This window comes from Nocardioides candidus, from assembly GCF_041321175.1.
In the GTDB taxonomy this organism is placed as follows: Bacteria; Actinomycetota; Actinomycetes; order Propionibacteriales; family Nocardioidaceae; genus Nocardioides.
Map to the genome: position 1 here is coordinate 1,887,815 of NZ_JBGGWC010000001.1, position 18,682 is coordinate 1,906,496.

At 72.6% G+C, this 18,682-nt stretch carries 16 protein-coding genes; 12 read left to right on the forward strand and 4 right to left on the reverse strand.

Annotated elements, in window-relative coordinates; all coding sequences use genetic code 11:
• Positions 1 to 180: 180 nt before the first annotated feature.
• From leuS to ACAX67_RS09375, 3 genes are all read left to right on the forward strand, one after another.
• Positions 181 to 2,670 (forward strand): leucine--tRNA ligase, encoded by a 2,490-nt coding sequence (gene leuS / locus ACAX67_RS09365; RefSeq protein WP_370703534.1) that lies wholly within the window; start codon positions 181 to 183, stop codon positions 2,668 to 2,670.
• Between the two features lie 164 nt (positions 2,671 to 2,834).
• Positions 2,835 to 3,698 carry a DegV family protein gene (locus ACAX67_RS09370; RefSeq protein ID WP_370703535.1) on the forward strand — a complete coding sequence of 288 codons (864 nt, stop codon included), beginning with the start codon at positions 2,835 to 2,837 and terminating at the stop codon, positions 3,696 to 3,698.
• Between the two features lie 101 nt (positions 3,699 to 3,799).
• Positions 3,800 to 4,690: a helix-hairpin-helix domain-containing protein gene (locus ACAX67_RS09375; RefSeq protein WP_370703536.1), complete on the forward strand. Its 891-nt coding sequence runs from the start codon at positions 3,800 to 3,802 to the stop codon at positions 4,688 to 4,690.
• A 4-nt stretch (positions 4,691 to 4,694) separates the two neighbouring features.
• Here the strand turns inward: ACAX67_RS09375 and ACAX67_RS09380 are convergent, their stop codons facing one another.
• Positions 4,695 to 5,738, reverse strand: coding sequence for an HPP family protein (locus ACAX67_RS09380; protein WP_370703537.1), 1,044 nt, complete (start codon positions 5,736 to 5,738; stop codon positions 4,695 to 4,697).
• A gap of 124 nt (positions 5,739 to 5,862) precedes the next feature.
• On the opposite strand from ACAX67_RS09380, the gene ACAX67_RS09385 reads away from it, so the two are divergent.
• Complete coding sequence (locus ACAX67_RS09385) at positions 5,863 to 8,217, forward strand: ComEC/Rec2 family competence protein (RefSeq protein WP_370703538.1); 2,355 nt, start codon at positions 5,863 to 5,865, stop codon at positions 8,215 to 8,217.
• A gap of 10 nt (positions 8,218 to 8,227) precedes the next feature.
• Positions 8,228 to 9,175 (forward strand): DNA polymerase III subunit delta, encoded by a 948-nt coding sequence (gene holA / locus ACAX67_RS09390; RefSeq protein WP_370703539.1) that lies wholly within the window; start codon positions 8,228 to 8,230, stop codon positions 9,173 to 9,175.
• 116 nt (positions 9,176 to 9,291) lie between these two features.
• Here holA and rpsT read toward each other — a convergent pair whose 3' ends face one another.
• The 3 genes from rpsT to ACAX67_RS09405 form a co-directional block, all read right to left on the reverse strand.
• Complete coding sequence (gene rpsT, locus ACAX67_RS09395) at positions 9,292 to 9,552, reverse strand: 30S ribosomal protein S20 (RefSeq protein ID WP_370703540.1); 261 nt, start codon at positions 9,550 to 9,552, stop codon at positions 9,292 to 9,294.
• A gap of 139 nt (positions 9,553 to 9,691) precedes the next feature.
• The gene (locus tag ACAX67_RS09400) at positions 9,692 to 10,672 is read right to left on the reverse strand and encodes a phosphotransferase (RefSeq protein ID WP_370703541.1); all 981 of its coding nucleotides are present in this window, start codon (positions 10,670 to 10,672) and stop codon (positions 9,692 to 9,694) included.
• The gene (locus ACAX67_RS09405) at positions 10,669 to 11,616 is read right to left on the reverse strand and encodes a phosphotransferase family protein (protein ID WP_370703542.1); all 948 of its coding nucleotides are present in this window, start codon (positions 11,614 to 11,616) and stop codon (positions 10,669 to 10,671) included. The genes ACAX67_RS09400 and ACAX67_RS09405 overlap by 4 nt, the downstream gene beginning before the upstream one ends.
• 106 nt (positions 11,617 to 11,722) lie before the next feature.
• Here ACAX67_RS09405 and lepA point away from each other — a divergent pair, with 106 nt between their 5' ends.
• The 7 genes from lepA (at position 11,723) to ACAX67_RS09440 (ending at position 18,648) form a co-directional block, all read left to right on the forward strand.
• Positions 11,723 to 13,594, forward strand: a complete 1,872-nt coding sequence (lepA, locus tag ACAX67_RS09410) for a translation elongation factor 4 (RefSeq protein WP_370703543.1) — start codon at positions 11,723 to 11,725, stop codon at positions 13,592 to 13,594.
• Positions 13,591 to 14,697 (forward strand): BamB-related PQQ repeat family beta-propellar protein, encoded by a 1,107-nt coding sequence (locus tag ACAX67_RS09415; RefSeq protein ID WP_370703544.1) that lies wholly within the window; start codon positions 13,591 to 13,593, stop codon positions 14,695 to 14,697. Before lepA ends, ACAX67_RS09415 begins: the two co-directional genes overlap by 4 nt.
• Before the next feature lie 74 nt (positions 14,698 to 14,771).
• Positions 14,772 to 15,395, forward strand: coding sequence for a hypothetical protein (locus ACAX67_RS09420; RefSeq protein ID WP_370703545.1), 624 nt, complete (start codon positions 14,772 to 14,774; stop codon positions 15,393 to 15,395).
• A gap of 42 nt (positions 15,396 to 15,437) precedes the next feature.
• A complete protein-coding gene (locus tag ACAX67_RS09425) occupies positions 15,438 to 16,370 on the forward strand; it encodes an aminoglycoside phosphotransferase family protein (RefSeq protein ID WP_370703546.1) in 933 nt (310 codons plus the stop codon).
• A gap of 60 nt (positions 16,371 to 16,430) precedes the next feature.
• Entirely contained in the window at positions 16,431 to 17,201 is a 771-nt protein-coding gene (locus tag ACAX67_RS09430; protein WP_370703547.1) for a hypothetical protein, read from the forward strand.
• On the forward strand, positions 17,198 to 17,980 hold the full coding sequence (locus ACAX67_RS09435; protein WP_370703548.1) for a hypothetical protein: 783 nt from the start codon (positions 17,198 to 17,200) through the stop codon (positions 17,978 to 17,980). The genes ACAX67_RS09430 and ACAX67_RS09435 overlap by 4 nt, the downstream gene beginning before the upstream one ends.
• A gap of 26 nt (positions 17,981 to 18,006) precedes the next feature.
• Positions 18,007 to 18,648 carry an MOSC domain-containing protein gene (locus ACAX67_RS09440; protein WP_370703549.1) on the forward strand — a complete coding sequence of 214 codons (642 nt, stop codon included), beginning with the start codon at positions 18,007 to 18,009 and terminating at the stop codon, positions 18,646 to 18,648.
• Positions 18,649 to 18,682 lie beyond the last annotated feature (34 nt).

An 18,682-nucleotide genomic window follows, 5' to 3' on the forward strand; every position in this document is an offset into this window, starting at 1 on the left:
AGGCGCGCACGGAGCGGCAGGTGGAGTATCCTGACCTCGTGCGGAAGAACCTGCTTCTTACCTAGCCGCGTCGACGACCCCGGAAGGGTCGACGCGGCAGCCCCTCCTGCGTGAGGGGCTTTCTTGTGTCCGGGGCACGTCGAGCAGGTCATCCACCACCACGAGCATCGAGGGACGAACATGAGCGAGCAGCAGGCCGAGCAGCCGGGGACGTCGTACGACGTCCACGCGGTCGAGGCGAAGTGGCAGCAGGTCTGGGACGAGATCGACCCGTTCCGTGCCGACGACGCGGTCGTCGTGTCCGGCGAGCGGGAGAAGCGCTACGCACTGACGATGTTCCCCTACCCGAGCGGCGACCTGCACATGGGTCACGCCGAGGTGTTCGCCCTGCACGACGTGATCGCGCGCTACTGGAGGTTCCGCGGCTACGAGGTGCTGAACCCGATGGGCTGGGACTCCTTCGGCCTGCCCGCGGAGAACGCCGCGATCCGCAACGACGAGCACCCCGCGACCTACACCTACGCCAACATCGAGACGCAGTACGAGTCGATGAAGCGCTACGGCGTGAGCTTCGACTGGTCGCGCCGGCTGCACACGTCCGACCCCGAGTACTACAAGTGGACGCAGTGGCTGTTCCTGAAGCTGCGCGAGCAGGGCCTGGCCTACCGGAAGAACAGCCCCGTCAACTGGTGCCCGCAGGACCAGACGGTCCTGGCCAACGAGCAGGTGCTGGCCGACGGCACGTGCGAGCGGTGCGGAGCGGAGGTCACCAAGAAGGAGCTGACGCAGTGGTACTTCAAGACCACGCACTACGCGCAGGAGCTCTACGACTGCCTGGATGACCTGCAGGAGGCGTGGATCGGCAAGGTCGTCAACGCGCAGCGCAACTGGATCGGCCGCTCCGAGGGCGCCCACGTCGTCTTCGAGATCGAGGGCCACGGGCCGGTCACGGTGTTCACCACCCGTCCGGACACGCTGTTCGGTGCGACGTTCTTCGTCGTGGCCGCCGACGCCAAACTGGCCGCCGAGATCTGCACCGAGGAGCAGCGCGGGGCGTTCGAGGCGTACGTCGACGACGTCCGCAAAGCCTCCGACATCGACCGCATGTCCACCGAGCGGCCGAAGACCGGTGTCTTCCTGGGGCGGTACGCCGTCAACCCCGTCAACGGCGAGCGGATCCCGGTCTGGGCAGCCGACTACGTGCTGGCCGACTACGGCACCGGCGCGATCATGGCGGTGCCGGGTGGCGACCAGCGCGACCACGACTTCGCCAAGGTCTTCGACCTGCCGGTCGTGCGCACCGTGCAGCCGCCGGCCGACTGGGAGGGCGAGGCGTTCACGGGCACCGGCCCGGCGATCAACTCGGCCAACGACGAGATCTCGCTGAACGGCATGGACGTGCCGGAGGCGAAGTCGACGATCATCGCCTGGCTGGAGAGCAAGGGCCTGGGCAACGGCACGGTCAACTTCCGGCTGCGCGACTGGCTGCTGTCGCGGCAGCGCTACTGGGGCGCGCCGATCCCGATCATCCACTGCCCGGCCTGCGGCGAGGTCGCGGTGCCCGAGGACCAGCTGCCCGTCGAGCTGCCGCAGCTGCGGGGGGCCGACCTGAAGCCCAAGGGCACCTCGCCGCTGGGGGCGGCGACCGAGTGGGTCTCCGTGGACTGCCCGCAGTGCGGCGGCCCGGCGCAGCGCGACACCGACACGATGGACACCTTCGTCGACTCGTCGTGGTACTTCTTCCGCTTCCTGTCGCCGAACGACGACGACCGCGCCTTCGACCCGGCGTTGGCCGAGGCGTGGGGCCCGGTCGACTTCTACCTGGGCGGCGACGAGCACGCCGTCCTGCACCTGCTCTACGCGCGGTTCTTCACCAAGGCGATGCGGGACATGGGGCTGATCACCTGGGACGAGCCGTTCACGGCGTACCTGTCGCAGGGCAAGGTCATCAACAACGGTCGCAAGATGAGCAAGTCGCTGGGCAACGGGGTCAACCTGGGCGCGCAGCTGGACGAGTTCGGGGTCGACGCGGTGCGGCTGACCCTGGTCTTCGCGAGCCCGCCCGAGGACAACATCGACTGGGCCGACGTCTCGCCGGCCGGGTCGCTGCGCTTCCTGCAGCGGGCCTGGCGGCTGTCGGGCGACGTGACCTCGGACCCGGGTGCCGACGCGACCACGGGCGACGTCGCGCTGCGCAAGGTGACGCACCGGACGGTCCACGACGCGGCCCACCTGTTGGAGTCCTACCGGTTCAACGTCGTCGTCGCGCGGGTGATGGAGCTGGTCAACGCGACCCGCAAGGCCATCGACTCCGGCTGCGGGCCGGCCGACCCGGCGGTGCGGGAGGCCGCCGAGGCCGTCGCGATCCTGCTGTCGCTGGTCGCGCCCTACACGGCGGAGGAGATGTGGGCCCGGCTGGGTCACCAGCCGTCGGTCGCGCAGGCGGCGTGGCCGGTGGTCGACGCCGAGCTGCTGGTCGAGGACGCCGTGACCGCGGTCGTCCAGATCCAGGGCAAGGTCCGCGGCCGGCTGGAGGTCTCGCCCGACATCTCCGAGGCCGACCTGGAGGCTGCGGCACTGGCCGACCCCGACGTGGTGCGAGCCATCGACGGCCGGGAGGTGCGCCGGGTGATCGTGCGGGCGCCGAAGCTGGTCAACATCGTCGTCTGAGCGCGGAGAGCGAGGAACGAGCGGGTCCGCGCGAAGCGACCGTTGGATCGTCGTCTGAGCGCGGAGAGCGAGGAACGAGCGGGTCCGGCGAAGCGACCGGGCAATCGTCGTCTGAGTATGCGGACGGTGTCGCGGCTTCGGGGCGGTGCCCTAGCCTCGGGTCCATGACGGTCGCGTTGGTCACCGACTCCGGCACGGGGGTGCCCCCGGAGCTGGTCGAGCGGTACGGCGTCTCCGTCGTGCCGTTGCAGATCATCATCGACGACGAGTCCTACGACGAGGGCGCCGAGGAGGCCTCGCCGGCCCGCATGGCCGCCGCGCTGAAGGAGAAGCGGTCGGTCAGCACGTCGCGCCCCGCGCCGACGGTGTTCGCCGACCTCTACCGGCGGCTGGCCGAGGAGGGCGCCACGGAGATCCTCTCGGTCCACCTCTCGAGCGAGGTGAGTGGGACGTTCGAGTCGGCCCAGGTCGCGGCCCGTCACGCGCCGGTGCCGGTCACCTGCGTCGACACCCGACAGGTGGGTGTGGGGGCCGGCTACGCGGTCGAGTCGGCGGCCGTCGTAATCGCCCGCGGCGGGACCCGCGCCGATGCCGCCGACGCTGCCCGTGAGCGGTCGGCGAGGGTGACGTCGGTGTTCTACGTCGACACCCTGGAGTACCTGCGGCGCGGCGGTCGCATCGGTGGGGCCGCGGCCGTCCTCGGTGGTGCGCTGGCGGTCAAGCCGCTCCTGGGCATCGACAACGGCGTGATCACGACCTTGGAGAAGGTGCGGACGTCGGCCCGCGCGATCAGCCGCCTCGAGGAGCGCGCGATCCAGGCGGCCGGCGACGACGAGGTCGAGCTGACCGTCGCCCACCTCGCGAGCGCGGAGCGGGCGGACGCGCTGGCGGCGAGCCTGGCCGACCGGCTCGAGAAGCAGCTCGACGGTCGCGAGGTCCGCTGCGTCGAGCTCGGCGCGGTCCTCGGAGCCCACGTCGGCCCGGGAATGCTCGCGATCTGCGTCGCGCCGATCGTGCCCGGGGTCTGACGGACCGCTCACCGTCCACAGGACGCCATGGACGAGCAGGTCGTCCCCAGGCGCGAGCACGGGCCGCGGCGGCCGACGGGGGATCCTCCTAGCGTGCCGGCATGCGAAGCACGCGGGGGACCGAGCCCGGGAAAGGCGATCGCGCCGACGCCGCTGCTCGGCGGCTGGCGTTGCTGGCGGCCGACCTCGGCGCCGGCGAGGCCGACTACACGCGCGTGGTGCCTGCCCGGATGGCGCCGCTCGAGGTGCCGGAGCCTGACGAGGTGGTCGAGGCGCCACCAGCCCTCCCGCCGGCGCTGCCCCGCCCCGGACGGCACGCGTCGCGCCGGCGATCGTCCTGGTCGTTGCCGGGCGTGGCCCGGATGCCCGGTCTCGGTGCCCCCCAGCTGACCGTGCTCGCGGTCATCGTCGCCGCCGGGATCGCCCTGACCGCGTGGTGGGTGGTGCGTGACCAGGCGCGACCCGCGCCTGCGGCTGCCCCCGCCGCGGGCACCGCGGCGCCGCTCGTCGACATCTCGCCGACCGCGTCCCCGGCCGGCGCCTCGGCGTCGGACCACGCCGGCGGCAAGGTGACGGTCGACGTCGCGGGGAAGGTACGGCGCCCCGGCATCGTCGTCCTCGACGCCGGAGCCCGGGTGGTCGACGCCCTCGAGGCGGCCGGTGGCGAGCGGCCCGGGGTCGACCTGAGCACCCTCAACCTGGCGCGCGTGCTCCTCGACGGGGAGCAGATCGTCGTCGGGGCGCCCACGGCACCGGCGGCCACGTCACCGTCGGGCGCCACACCGTCCGGCGCACCGGCAGCGCTGGTCAACCTCAACACCGCCACCGAGACCGAGCTCGAGAGCCTCCCCGACGTCGGCCCGGTGACGGCCCAGTCGATCGTGGCCTGGCGCGACGCCAACGGCGGCTTCACCAGCATCGACGAGCTGCTCGAGGTCGACGGCATCGGGGAGGTGACGCTCGCCCGGCTCACCCCCTACGTGACGGTGTGAGCCCTCAGGCCGTGCTGCCCTCGAGCAGCGCCCGGTGGAGCACCGCGATCAGGTCGCCGCGCGTGACGATCCCGACCATCAGCCCGTCGTCGTCGACGACAGGCACCACCTTGAAGCCGGTCTGGGTCATCATCGGCACGAGCTCGGCGACCGGGGTGTCCGCGTGGATCGTGGTGACGTCGCGGATCATGATCGACTCGACGGGCTCGAGCTCGACGACGTCGCGGGTGAAGAGGTCGACGATCGAGACGACCCCGACGACGTGCCGCTGCTGGTCGACGACCGGCAGGGTCTTCACCTGTCGCTGCACGACGAGGATCCGAGCCCGGTAGATGGACTCGAACGGCTGCACCGTCGCGACGTCGGTGCTCATGATCCGGGAGACCGGCACGCTGCCGAGCCGCCGATCGAGCGCGTGGGCCTCCGCGTCCTGCACCAGGGCCACCACGTCGGCGGGATCGACGTCGAGCCGCTGCGAGAGCCGGGCCATGGCCGACTCGATGTCGGCCGCGCCGATGCCGAGCTCGGCGTCGGCCTTCGACACCGGTGACGCCGGTGTCGCGCGGTGGGGGTAGCGACGGCCCGTGAGGTTGTTGACGGCGACCGCGACGAGGAGGAGCGCGATCGTGTTGACGGCCACCGGGAGCGCGGCGAACGCCAGGCCCTGGTCGTCGATCACCGGCGTGGCGGTGGCGGCCAGGAGGGCGCACGCCCCGCCGGGCGGGTGGAGGCAGCGCAGCAGCATCATCACGCCGATCGCGCACCCGACGCCGACGGCCGCCGCGGTCAGCACGTCGCCGAACAGCCAGTGGGCGGTCAGGCCGACCATCGTGGAGATGATGTTGCCGCCGATCACCGGCCACGGCTGCGCGAGCGGGCTGGCCGGCACCGCGAAGAGGAGTACGGCGGCCGCACCCATCGGGGCGACGAGGAACGGGAGGGCCTCGGGGCCACCGGGCACGACCTTGGCGGTCGCGCCGGCGACGGCGATGCCGACGAGCGCGCCGACGGCGCCACGAGCGAGCTCGGCGGGGGAGTAGCGCGTCACCCGAGAGACCTTAGGCAAAGACCGAGCCGCTGTCCGTCCACAGCTCAAATCCCCGGAGGTGTCGTCCACAACCGCGGCTGCCCTCCCGGTCGTTCCGCGGGTGGGCGTCCCTACCTTGCCGCGCATGGGACCGCAGACGGACGACGAGGCACGGCCCGTGCCGCACGACCTCCGGCTGCCGGCCGTCGCGGTCGCGGCCTGGCTCGGGGCGATCGCTGCCCGGTCCGCGGGGGCCGTCGTGACCGCGCTCCTCGGCGCGGCCGCGGCGGTGGCCCTGCTCGGTCTCGTGCTGCGTCGCGTCGACGGCAAGGTCGTCCGCCTCGCGTGCGCCTGTCTCCTGGTGGCGTCAGGGGTCGCGGCGGTCGCGCTGGTCCGGGGCGATGCGGCCGCGCACGGCATGCTCGCCGGCCTCGCCGAGCAGCGGGCGTTCGCCGACCTGACGGGCACCGTGGTGTCGGATCCTGCGACGCTGGAGGGTCCCTACGGCAGACAGGTGGTGGTCCGCGTCCGGGTCGCCTCGGTCGCGGCCCGGGGAGCGACCTACCGGCTGGGTGCGGTCGTCGTGGTCATCGGGACACGCGCCTGGGACGGGACGGAGCTCGGCGCCACGGTCGGCTTCTCCGGGCGGCTCGCGCCTGCGGACGAGGGGGAGGTCGCGGCGCTGGTGACGGGAGCTCGCGACCCGGTGCGGATCCGGGGTCCCGACGTCTGGTGGCGGGGGGCCGCCGCGGTGCGGGCGTCCATCCGGCGCACGGTGAGCGCCCGTCCGAGTGCCGAGCGCGCCCTCGTGCCGGCGTTGGTCGACGGCGACGACGGCGAGGTGCCCACGACCCTGCAGCAGGACTTCCGCACGACCGGGCTGACCCACCTGACGGCTGTCTCGGGCACCAACCTCACGCTCGTGCTCGGGGCGCTGCTGCTGGTCGCCCGCGGGGCCGGGGTGCGGCGCAGGTGGCTCACGGTCGTCGGCCTGCTGGGCGTCGCCGGCTTCGTCCTGCTGGCGCGCACGGAGCCGAGCGTGCTCCGCGCCGCCGCCATGGGCACGGTGGGCCTCTTCGCGCTCGGCACGGACGGCCGCCGACGAGGTCTGCGAGCGCTGGGCGTGGCCGTGACGGGCCTGCTCCTGGTGAGCCCCGGGCTGGCCGTCTCGGCGGGGTTCGCCCTCTCCGTGCTCGCGACGGCGGGCATCGTGGTGCTGGGGCCGCCGGTGCAGGAGTCCCTCGGGCGCTGGCTCCCGCGCCCCGTCGCCGCGGCCATCGCGGTGCCCTTCGCTGCGCAGCTCGCGTGCACGCCGGTGGTCGCGGCGCTGTCCGGCGGCGTCAGCCTGGTCGCGGTGCTGGCCAACCTCCTGGTCGAGCCGGTGGTCGGCCCGGCGACCGTGCTCGGGCTCGCCGGCGGGCTCGTCGGGCTCGTCTGTCCGTCGCTGGGGCGGCTGCTCGGCCTCGGCGCGAGCCTGTGCGTGCGCTGGATCGTGGCCGTCGCCGAGCGAGGTGCCGACCTTCCCCTCGCCGCGGTCTCCTGGGGCGCCGGGCCGGTGGCGATCGGCGTCCTGGTCCTCGTCTGCCTGCTGATCGCGCTGCTCGCGCCCGTGCTGCTCCGCCGGCGCTCCGTGGGAGCGCTCGTCATCGTCGGCACCCTCCTGGTGATCCTCGGCGTGCCCGGCAAGGTGCTGCCCGGACCGGGCACCTGGTTCGGCGACTGGCCGCCAAAGGGGTGGGTCCTCGTGGCGTGCGACGTCGGTCAGGGCGACGCGCTCGTGCTCTCCGTCCGGCCGGGCGTGGCCCTCGTCGTCGACACGGGTCCTGACCCGACGCTGGTCGATCACTGCCTCGACCGACTCGGCGTCAGGGAGGTGCCGCTGGTCGTCCTGACCCACTACCACGCCGACCACGTCGACGGGCTCGACGGCGTCCTGCGCGGCCGGTCCGTCCACGCGATCGAGGCGAGCCCGATGCTCGACCCGACGGAGGGCGTCGACCAGGTGCACGACATCGCCGCCCGGGCCGGCCTGACCGTCACGACCGCGCCCGTCGGTCTGACCCGCACGTTCGGCGGGGTGACCCTCGAGGACCTGTGGCCCGACCTGCCCGCGCCGGTGCCCGGGCCCGGCGACGGCAGCGCGGCCAACGACAACAGCGTCGTGCTGCTCGTGGAGTCCCACGGCCTGCGACTGCTCCTCACCGGCGACGTCGAGCCGACGGGCCAGCAGCGTCTCGCCGCGGCGCTGCCCGGTCTCGACATCGACGTCCTCAAGGTGCCGCACCACGGGAGCAGCCACCAGGACCTCGACTGGCTGCACGCGCTGCGGGCCGAGGCCGCTCTGGTGTCGGTCGGGGTCGACAACGACTACGGCCACCCCGATGCCGACCTGCTCGCGAGCCTGGCGGGTGATGGCACCGTGATCGCGCGCACCGACCGCGACGGCGACATCGCGGTGCTGGCGGGGGAGCGAGGTCCTGTTGTCGTGACCGACCACTAGGCTCGCGGCCATGCGGGCGGAGGACGTGCTGGGCCGGGTCGTCTTGGTGACGGGCAAGGAGGAGTACCTCAGCGCCCGCACCGTCGACGAGGTCCGTGGTGTGGTGCGAGCCCACGACCCCGAGTCCGAGATCTCCGACGCCTTCGGGTCCGACCTCACCCTCGGCACCCTCGGTGAGCTCTCGGCGCCGTCGTTGTTCTCGACGGTGCGATGCGTCGTCGTACGAGGCCTGGAGAACCTGCCCGAGGAGTCGGTCGACGGCCTGCTCGGCTACGCCGCGGCGCCCGCTGACGACGTGGCGCTCGTCCTGGTCCACGGCGGCGGACCCAAGGGCTCGGGCGTGCTGGCCAAGCTGCGCAAGCTCGGCACCGTCACCGAGGTGAAGTCGGGCGAGATCAAGCCGTGGGAGATGGGTGGCTTCGCCGCGAGCGAGGCCAAGCGGCGCGGCGCCACCCTCGACAAGCGCGCGGCGGAGGTGCTGGTCGTCGCGGTCGGCCACGACCTCCGCTCCCTGGCGGCCGCGGTCGACCAGCTGGTCAGTGACTTCCCCGGGCAGCGGATCGACGAGGAGAAGGTCGGTCGCTACTTCGGCGGCCGCGCCGAGGTGAAGAACTACGAGATCGCCGACGCGATGCTCGCCGGCAACCGCGCGCTCGCGCTGCAGGAGCTGCGGTGGGCGATCGAGAGCGGCACCTCGGAGGTCTACATCCTCTCCGCCGTCGCCGGCCAGCTGCGGTCCCTGGCCAACCATGTGGCAGGCAACCGTGACGGCGGGATGCCGGGGTGGAAGCTGAAGAACCTCAACACCCAGGCGCGCGGCTGGACCCCGCACGGGCTGGCCCGGGCGATCCGGGCAGTTGCGTCGGCGGACGCCGACCTCAAGGGGGCGTCGAGCGACGCCGCCTACACGCTGGAGCGGCTGGTCCTCACCCTCGCGTCCTACCGCGAGGCGCACTGAACGAGGCAGGGCGGCAGCGCGATCGACGAAACCGGCTGCAGGGACGACGAAGGCGCCCATCCCGAGCGGGAGGGCGCCTTCGTGGACGTGCGGGGCTCCGGACCGGAGCCGGGGCCTCAGAGAGAGGCGGCCTTCTTCATGATCGCGGACTTGCGGTTCGCGGCCTGGTTCTTGTGGATGACGCCCTTCGAGGCGGCCTTGTCGAGCTTCTTGGCAGCGTCGCGACCGAGCGCGACGGCCTGGTCCTTGTCGCCGGCCTCGGCGGCCTCGCGGAACTTGCGCACGGCGGACTTCAGGCCGGTCTTGACGGCCTTGTTGCGCTCGTGACGCTTCTCGTTCTGCTTGTTCCGCTTGATCTGGCTCTTGATGTTCGCCACTACAACGCCTTCGTGTCGTGATCCGTCGGGATCGTGAATCTGGTTCTGGTCCGGAGTGCGTCGGGGCAGGGAAGAACCTGCGGTTGACGCGACAGGCAAGGTTAACAGCGGTGCCGGAGGCCACCCAAATCGACCGAGGTCACGTGCCGACGCCCAGCCTGCGGGCAGCGGCGCCGAGGAAACGCGCCGACTCGGTGCGCCGGAACGCCGCGAGGGTGGGCAGGTTCACGTGGGTCGCGGTGACCGCCCGCACGGCCAGGTTGGTGCCGATCCCGACCAGCCAAGCGGTGACGGCGTCGTCGCCGGCACGGACGAGCTCGGGGGAGGACTCGATGGACCGGTCGAACCACGGCAGGTGGACCCGTCCGAGCCGGGCGAGCAACGGGTCGAGCCAGTCGCTGCCGACGCCGCACGCGCCCCAGTCGACGAAGACGATCGAGCCGTCCGGCCGCTCCAGCAGGTTGTCCACCCGGATGTCCCAGTGGACCATCTGCTCCGTCGGCTCCGCCGCGAGCGCCCGGACGCGCTCCGACCAGGTCGCCGCCTCCGCGCGCACCCAACCGGGCACGGGCGCCTCAGGCGTGGTGCCGAGCTGCTCGAGGGCGCTCGTCCACACGAGGTAGATCTGTCGCAGGTCGGTCAGCCCGGGTTCGTAGAGGGTGCCGCCGAGGAGCGGTCGCAGGCGCTCGAGCGGTGCCCGCTCCCGCAACGTGCCCGACAGCGCGCCGGTGGCCGACACCAGCCGCTCCATCGTGGCGTCGTCGGCGAGGTCGGGGTGGGAGCCCTCGACGTCCTCGAGCAGCAGCGCGACGCGGTCGCCGTCGTCGTACGCGGCCAGGAGGTCCGCCCACAGCGGGTGGGAGCCGAGCAGCTCCAGGGCCGCGATCTCGCGGCGGAACAGGGTGGGGGTGTCCGGGTTGAGGTCGCTCCCGACCGCCTTGACGAACGCGCGGGTCCCGTCGGCGCACCTCAACCGCGTGGCGCATCCCGGCGACATGCCGCCGACCTGGTCGACCGCCTCGACGACCGGCGAGCCGAGGGTGGCGTCGACCCAATCGCGCACGACGGCCGGCGTGGCGGCGTACGACGCCCGGACCCCCACCGCGCCCGGCGCGGTCATGGCGTCGGCCAGCCCCGCCGCTCCGCGAGCCAGTCGTGCAGCACGTCGCGCTGCCACGCCTGGGCGGCGCGGATGTGGGGCGAGGTGGGCGGCACGGGGAGCGCGGCCGACACGGAGAAGTACCCCAGGACCAGCGCGAGGGCGACGTCGATCGACTCCGGCGGCACGCTCGCGAGCAACGGGTGGGCGGCGATGTGCGCCTCCACGTCCAGCCCGTCGCCCCGTGGCCCGATGAGCAGGAAGAGCGAGTCGAGCCAGGCGGCGCCGACGACCGGCCAGTTCCAGTCGCACATCACGACCGTGCCGTCCGGCCGCACCAGCAGGTTGTCGTCGCGGATGTCGGTGTGGACGAGGGTGTCGCCGTCGACGACGTCGGCGTAGCGCGCCGCCAGGGCCGCACAGTCCGCCGCGCGGGGGTGGTCGACGCGGTCCCAGTGGCCCGGCCACTCCGCGAACTCGTCGACCGCCCGGTCGATTCCCTTGGGTGCGGGGGTGAGCAGGGCGGCGACCTCGACGGCCATCGCCGAGGCCGCGGCCAGCTCGTCGGGCACCCACGGCCGTGCGGGGGCGCGCCCGTCGACGTACTCGAACCCGAGGACCACCCAGTCGTCGGCGTCGTGCAGCCACCGCAGCCGGGGCGCCGGGACACCGTCGGGCAGCAGCGCCAGCTTGCGCGCCTCCTCGCGGTAGGCGTCGGCGAACATCCGCTGCGCCTTCTGCGAGGCGGCCTTCACGAAGTGGCGGCTGCCATCGGCGCAGGTCAGCACCGAGGCGAACCCGGGAGTGAAGCCCGAGGGTCGCGAGGACGCCTCGACCACGGGGGACCCGACGCGCCGCTCGATCTCCCCGCGGATGTGCGGCGGCAGGTAGACCCACTCCAGCCGACGCGCGGTGTGCCCGTGCGGGATGCGGGTCGGCAGCGGTACGGCGGTCACGCCGTCCATCCTCCCCTGACGCGACCCGGATCAGCACGCCGATATCGCCGACCGGCGCGTCCCGGTCTGCGCCGACTCGGCGGATCGGCCGGAGCACTGGAAGAATGGGCGGACCATGTCCGCACCCGTTCCGCAGCCCGGTCGCACCGACCCCGCGATCATCCGCAACTTCTGCATCATCGCCCACATCGACCACGGCAAGTCGACCCTGGCCGACCGGATGCTGCAGCTGACGGGCGTCGTCGACGAGCGCGCCGCCCGCGCGCAGTACCTCGACCGCATGGACATCGAGCGCGAGCGCGGCATCACGATCAAGAGCCAGGCCGTCCGGATGCCGTGGACCGTCGCGGAGGGCAACGAGGAGGGGGCCGAGCCCGGCACCTACGTCCTCAACATGATCGACACCCCGGGCCACGTCGACTTCACCTACGAGGTCTCGCGCAGCCTCCAGGCCTGCGAGGCCGCCATCCTGCTCGTCGACGCCGCGCAGGGCATCGAGGCGCAGACGCTGGCCAACCTCTACCTCGCCATGGGCGCCGACCTGCACATCATCCCGGTGCTCAACAAGATCGACCTGCCGAGCGCCGACCCGGACAAGTACGCCGAGGAGCTGGCCGGCATCGTCGGCTGCGAGCCCGAGGACGTGCTGCGCGTGAGCGCCAAGACCGGGCTCGGCGTGGGGTCGGTGCTCAACGAGATCGTCAAGCAGACGCCGGCACCCGTCGGCGACGCGAACGCCCCCGCCCGCGCCCTGATCTTCGACTCCGTCTACGACACCTACCGCGGCGTGGTCACCTACGTCCGCGTCGTCGACGGCAGCCTCAAGCACCGCGACCGGATCAAGATGATGTCCACCAACGCCGTGCACGAGATGCTCGAGGTCGGCGTCATCAGCCCGGAGCCGGTGAAGGCGGGCGAGATCGGCGTCGGCGAGGTGGGCTACCTCATCACGGGTGTGAAGGACGTGCGCCAGTCCCGCGTCGGCGACACCGTCACCTCCCAGCACCACGGCGCGACCGAGTCCCTCGGCGGCTACGAGCACCCCAACCCGATGGTCTACGCCGGGCTGTACCCGATCGACGGCGACGACTACCCGGTGCTTCGCGACGCGCTGGAGAAGCTCCAGCTCAACGACGCCGCGCTGACCTACGAGCCCGAGACCTCCGGCGCCCTCGGCTTCGGCTTCCGCATCGGCTTCCTCGGCCTGCTCCACATGGAGATCACCCGCGACCGTCTGGAGCGCGAGTTCAACCTCGACCTGATCTCCACCGCGCCCAACGTGGTCTACGAGGTGCACATGGAGGACGGCAAGGTCATCGAGGTGACCAACCCGAGCGAGTATCCCGACGGCAAGGTCGCCGAGGTCCGCGAGCCGGTCGTCAAGGCCACGATCCTCAGCCCGTCGGACTACATCGGCACGATCATGGAGCTGTGCCAGGAGAAGCGGGGCAACCTGCAGGGGATGGACTACCTCTCGGCCGACCGTGTCGAGATGCGCTACACGCTGCCGATGGGCGACATCGTCTTCGACTTCTTCGACCAGCTCAAGAGCCGCACCAAGGGCTACGCGAGCCTCGACTACGAGCGCTCGGGCGACCAGGCAGCCGACCTGGTGAAGGTCGACATCCTGCTCCAGGGTGAGCCGGTCGACGCGTTCTCCGCGATCATCCACAAGGACGCGGCCTACTCCTACGGCGTGATGATGGCGGGCAAGCTCAAGGACCTGATCCCGCGCCAGCAGTTCGAGGTGCCGATCCAGGCCGCCATCGGCGCCCGGGTGATCGCCCGCGAGAACATCCGCGCGATCCGCAAGGACGTGCTCGCCAAGTGCTACGGCGGTGACATCACCCGCAAGCGCAAGCTGCTCGAGAAGCAGAAGGAAGGCAAGAAGCGGATGAAGATGGTCGGCCGCGTCGAGGTGCCGCAGGAGGCCTTCGTCGCCGCGCTCTCGACCACCGGTCCGGCGGGGGACAAGCCGAAGAAGTGAGGCGCAGGCTGCTGCCGCTCGCCGCGCTGTCGCTGGTCGCAGCGGGCTGCGCGAGCCACGACGGCGATCCGGCCCCGCCTCCTCAGGAGTACGACGGCCTGACCGACCTGCACTGGGACGCGACCGCCGTCGCGACGGGTGCCCTCGACACCTGCGGCTCGGTGGCCGTGCTGTCGCCGGCAGGAGCGGACGCCCAGGTCGCGCTGGTCGACGAGGACCGCGTCGTCGTACCGGAGGTGACGCCGCCGCCGGGCTCCGACCTGGTCGTCGACAGGCACTGGTCGACCACCGCCGGCTGCATCCCCACCGCCGACGGGCCGGTGGTGGTCGTGGAGGCCCACGAGCAGGGCTCCGACCTCAGCGACGAGGGCCCCAAGGTGGTCGCGGGCCTCACCCCCGACGGCGAGCAGCTGTGGTCGGCCGAGGAGCCGGCCACGCTCTTCGCGAGCTTCCGCGGGCGAGGCTCGGTGCTGCTCGACGGCCTCGTCGGCAACGACTGGGTGGTGCTCGACGCGCGCACCGGGGCGCAGGTCGCGTCGCGCGCCACCGTGGACGCCAGCCCGGTCACGACGCTGTCGCCGACCCTCGTCGACGACCTCGACGGCGGTCTGGTCGACCTCACCGACGGCCGCTCGCTCGGCCGGACCGGCGACGCGACCGCCCAGGTCGACGACCACCGCATGCTCCTGCAGACCACCGAGGGCCTGCGGCTGGTGGAGGTGCCGGACCTGCGGACCGTCTGGACCGCGGACGAGGACCTCCGGCTGACGGGGATCTGGACCACCGCGGCCGACCTCTCCACCTCCACCGTGGTCGCCTTCGACAGCGCGGGCCCCGTCGTGGGCCTCGACCTCCGCACCGGCAAGCGCAGGTGGACCTCCGACGTGGACCGATCGGAGGTCGACGGGCTCCGCGTGCAGGCAGGGTCGGGCGTGATCGTCCTCGGTGCCGCGAGCAACGACCCCACGGCCCAGGTCGTCATCGACTCCGAGACCGGCGAGGAGCTCGACGGCGCCGCGGGCTACGTCGTGGCCGACCAGGGCCTGTTGCTCGAGATCGTCCGCGACCGGGTGCGCACCATCACCGTGGACGACCTCCGCTGAATCTACGGCGGTTCGCGCAACCGGGGTCGGTGCTCAGGCGTCTACTGGGTGTCCCCACGCACTCGGAGGTCGTCATGCGTCTGCCCGCCCTGCTCTCCCTCGTCGCCGCCGGCGCCCTGCTGGCCGCCCCTGCCCAGGGGCAGGCACCCGGCGCCACCGGGATCGAACGCACGGAGCGGGTCGTCGTACGGCCCGCGACCGCGGCCGGCCGTGCCGCACCCGGGTGGACCGTGCACCGCGAGCAGGGGCCGGCCGACTGTTGGGGCACCTCCCCGACGGCGGTCGACGACGGCATCACGGAGTGCGGACCGAGCGCGCTCTACCTCCCTGCGTGCTGGCGGTCGCGGCGCCACACGGTGCTCTGCCTGCGGCAGGTGACCGACGACGCGCTCGTGCGGGTGCGCTACTCCGGTACCTACCCGGACGCGACCGCTCCGGCGCGGCCGTCCCCGCAGGGCCTCCTGCTCGTCAACGGTCAGCGGTGCAACATCCGGGTCGGCGGGGCCTGGGGGGTGCCGCCGGGTCACCCGGACTGGGTGGGCTACTACGCCTGCCGGCACGGTGACGTCTACGGGCCGCCCAACGGTGACGGCATCAACCGGCACCGCCCGGTGTGGCGGGTCCACCTGCTCCTGCCCGACGGCACGACGGTCACCCGGCGGGTCGAGCGGGCGACGTACGTCGGCACCGCCCGCTAGTCGGTCGGAGGCGCCTGTCCGCCCTTCTGGTGGGATGGGGCGGTGATCGCCATCCCGCCCGGCCTCGAGGGCCAGCGGTCGCTCGGCGCGGACTGGGCGGCCTGGCTCGACCGGCTGCCGGGACTCGCCGAGCAGGTCGTCGAGGAGTGGGACCTGCGTCGCGACGGTGACACGATGCACGGCTTCTGCTCGCTGGTGCTCCCGGTGCGCACCCCGACCGGGATCCCCGCGGTGCTCAAGCTGCACACCGACGCCGAGGCGGAGGAGTCCGACCACGAGCACCTGGCCCTCCAGCGCTGGCGGGGACGAGGCGCGGTCCGCCTGCTCCGCGCCGACCCCGGCCGCCGCGCGCTGCTGCTCGAGCGGCTGGAGCCGACCGACCTCTCCGACCTCTGGGACGAGGAGGCGTGCGAGATCGTCGCCGCCCTCTACGGCAAGCTGCACGTCGCGCCGATGCCGCAGCTGCGGGAGCAGTCGTCGTACGTCCGTCGCTGGACCGCGGCGCTGCAGCGCGACGCCCGCGCGGTGCCGGTGCCGCGCCGGCTCGTCGAGCAGGCCGCCGCGCTCGCCGCCGACCTCTGCGCCGAGCCCGCCACCGCCGTGATCCACGGTGACCTCCACTACGCGAACGTCCTCCTCGGCCTCCGCGGTGGCGAGCCGACCTGGCTCGCGATCGACCCCAAACCGACCAACGGCGACCCGCACTACGAGCTGGAGCCGATGCTGCGCAACCGCTTCGAGGAGTACGGCGAAGCGCCGGGCTCCGTCCGCGACGCCATCCGCCGCCGCTTCCACACCCTCGTCGACGCGGCCGGCCTCGACGAGCCGCGGGCCCGCGACTGGGTCGTCGTGCGCAGCGTCCTGAACGCCCACTGGGCCTTCGCCGACGCGCAGCGAGCCCGCCGGGCGCTCTCTGCCGACGAGCGCGACCTGGTCACGACCGCCATCACCATCGCGAAGGCCGTGCAGGACTGAGCGTGCTCGATCCTCCCCGTTCTCGCCCGTTCGGGGCTCGGGCGCGTGAGAATCGCGCACATGTCCCGCAGCCTCGGCCGCCTCGGCGCGGCGTCACTCGCGATCACCCTGCTCGCGCCCTCGGCGGCCCACGCCGACCGGTGGGGCAGCGGCGACCCGACCGGGGACGTGCAGGGCACGCAGTTCGACCCCGCACCTGAGCCGTGCGGCACCGAGACGGACTTCGACGCCTCGGCGAACAGCAACCAGGACATCACCCGCCTCGTGGTGCGGCACACCCGGCGGTCGGTGGTCGTCACCTCCCGCTTCAGGGACCTCGACCGCACGCTCGAGCAGTCGCTCTGGGTCTACGCGCGGAGCTCGACGGGCAACTACTGGATGAGCGTCCACCGGACGCACGGCGTCCGAGGTCGTTGGCAGGTCCGCTCCTTCGTCGCCCCGGAACCGGACCTGCCCGACCCGGAGGACGGCGGATGCGGCTTCGGGCTGGTCGTGTACGACGAGCCGTGTCGCTCACGGCCGACCATCGACTTCGCGTCCGACGTCGTCAGCCTCGCCGTCCCGCGGCGGTGCCTCGGCTTCCCGCGATGGGTCCGCGTCGGGGTGAGCGCCTACGCGTGGATGGACCCCGAGGAGCCGGACGACCCCGCCTCGGTCTCCTTCCACGACGAGTGGGACGGGGGCACGGAGCTGTCCCCCTGGTTGCCGCCCTACGGTCCGCGTGTCCGCGCCACGCGCGGGGCGCGCGTGGCTGCTCGGGCGGGGACGGCACGTCGGACGGGCCGCGCGCACCGGATCGTCGTCGGCGCCTCGGGGGTGGTGGGACTGTGAGCGCATCCGGGCGGATCACCTGCGTCCTCGGCACGGCGGCCGCGGCGCTGCTCCTGATGGCGCCCGCGGCACACGCGGACCACTGGGGGAGCGCCGACCCCACGGGCGACGTGGTGGGTTCGACCTGGAGCCCCGAGCCGGAGCCGTGCGGCACCGAGACACCGGTCGACGCGACGACGGAGGCGCACACGGACATCACGCGGTTGACCGTGCGACACAGCCGCCGGGCCGTGGAGATCACGACGCACTACCGCGACCTGGACCCGTCCCTCGAGAAGTACCTGGCGCTCTACGTGCGCAGCGCGGATCGCGGGTGGTGGGTCGACCTCGACCGCTACCGGTCGCGCAACGGCAGGTGGCACACGATGACGTTCATGGCCAGGGAGCCGCGTCTCCCGGATCCGGACGACGTCGAGGGCTGCGGGATCGGCATCGTGCTGTTCGACGTGGGATGCAGGATCGTCAGCTCCGTCGACTTCGACGCGGACGTCGTGAGCCTGACGATCCCGCGCCGCTGCCTGCGCGACCCGAGGTGGGTGCGGGTGGCGGCGGCGAGCTACCGCTGGGTCGACTCCGACGACCCGGACAACCCGTCGAGCACCAGCTTCAGCGACCTGTGGGACGGCGGCACCGAGCTCACGCCCTGGGCCCCGCCCTACGGTCCGCGCGTGCACGCCACGAAGGGCGCGTCGTACGGCGGCGGGCGGTTCGCGAGCCGCGCCACCGGGGAGCGGCGCACGGTCGTGGTCCGCTCCGACGGCGAAATCGCGCGACGCTGACCGGTCGGGCCTGAGACAATCGAGGCATGGCCCACCTCCGCACCGTCTGCGTCGGCATGCCCAAGGACGCCGACTGGGCGGGCATCGGCGTCACCTCGATCGACAAGCGGCCCGTCACCGGACCGGCGAAGGTCACCGAGCTCGGGATCGCGGGCGACCAGGTGTCCGACACCGTGCACCACGGCGGCGAGGACCAGGCGGTCTACGCCTTCGCCCGTGAGGACATCGAGCTCTGGGAGGCGCGGCTCGGCATCCCGATCCGCGACGGCCAGTTCGGGGAGAACCTCACCACCGAGGGTGTCGACCTCAACGCGGCCCAGGTCGGCACGCGCTACCGGATCGGCGAGGTGGTCCTCGAGATCTCCGGCGTCCGCACGCCGTGCAACGACTTCAAGAACTGGATGGGCCTGAGCGGCTTCGACAACGGGCAGTGGGTGCGACGGTTCGCCGCCGAGCGCCGGCCCGGTCCCTACCTGAGGGTGCTCGAGACCGGCATGGTGGAGGCGGGCGACGAGATCGAGGTCGTCCACGAGCCGACGCACGGCATCACGGTCGTCGACCTGTTCGTCGCACTCAACTTCGAGCACCGGCGGTTGCCGGAGCTGTTGGCCATCGAGGGGCTCGCTCCACGGATCCAGCGTCGGGTCGACGAATATCTCAGCCCGTAGGGGGTTCGCTACCGACCGGGTCGGGAGTGATCTA

Bases quoted from the DNA above. Each gene is read 5' to 3' on its own strand.
- leuS (WP_370703534.1), top strand. From the start codon at position 181: ATGAGCGAGCAGCAGGCCGAGCAGCCGGGGACGTCGTACGACGTCCAC.
- ACAX67_RS09370 (WP_370703535.1), top strand. From the start codon at position 2,835: ATGACGGTCGCGTTGGTCACCGACTCCGGCACGGGGGTGCCCCCGGAG.
- ACAX67_RS09375 (WP_370703536.1), top strand. From the start codon at position 3,800: ATGCGAAGCACGCGGGGGACCGAGCCCGGGAAAGGCGATCGCGCCGAC.
- ACAX67_RS09385 (WP_370703538.1), top strand. From the start codon at position 5,863: ATGGGACCGCAGACGGACGACGAGGCACGGCCCGTGCCGCACGACCTC.
- holA (WP_370703539.1), top strand. From the start codon at position 8,228: ATGCGGGCGGAGGACGTGCTGGGCCGGGTCGTCTTGGTGACGGGCAAG.
- ACAX67_RS09400 (WP_370703541.1), bottom strand. From the start codon at position 10,672: ATGACCGCGCCGGGCGCGGTGGGGGTCCGGGCGTCGTACGCCGCCACG.
- ACAX67_RS09405 (WP_370703542.1), bottom strand. From the start codon at position 11,616: ATGGACGGCGTGACCGCCGTACCGCTGCCGACCCGCATCCCGCACGGG.
- lepA (WP_370703543.1), top strand. From the start codon at position 11,723: ATGTCCGCACCCGTTCCGCAGCCCGGTCGCACCGACCCCGCGATCATC.
- ACAX67_RS09420 (WP_370703545.1), top strand. From the start codon at position 14,772: ATGCGTCTGCCCGCCCTGCTCTCCCTCGTCGCCGCCGGCGCCCTGCTG.
- ACAX67_RS09430 (WP_370703547.1), top strand. From the start codon at position 16,431: ATGTCCCGCAGCCTCGGCCGCCTCGGCGCGGCGTCACTCGCGATCACC.
- ACAX67_RS09440 (WP_370703549.1), top strand. From the start codon at position 18,007: ATGGCCCACCTCCGCACCGTCTGCGTCGGCATGCCCAAGGACGCCGAC.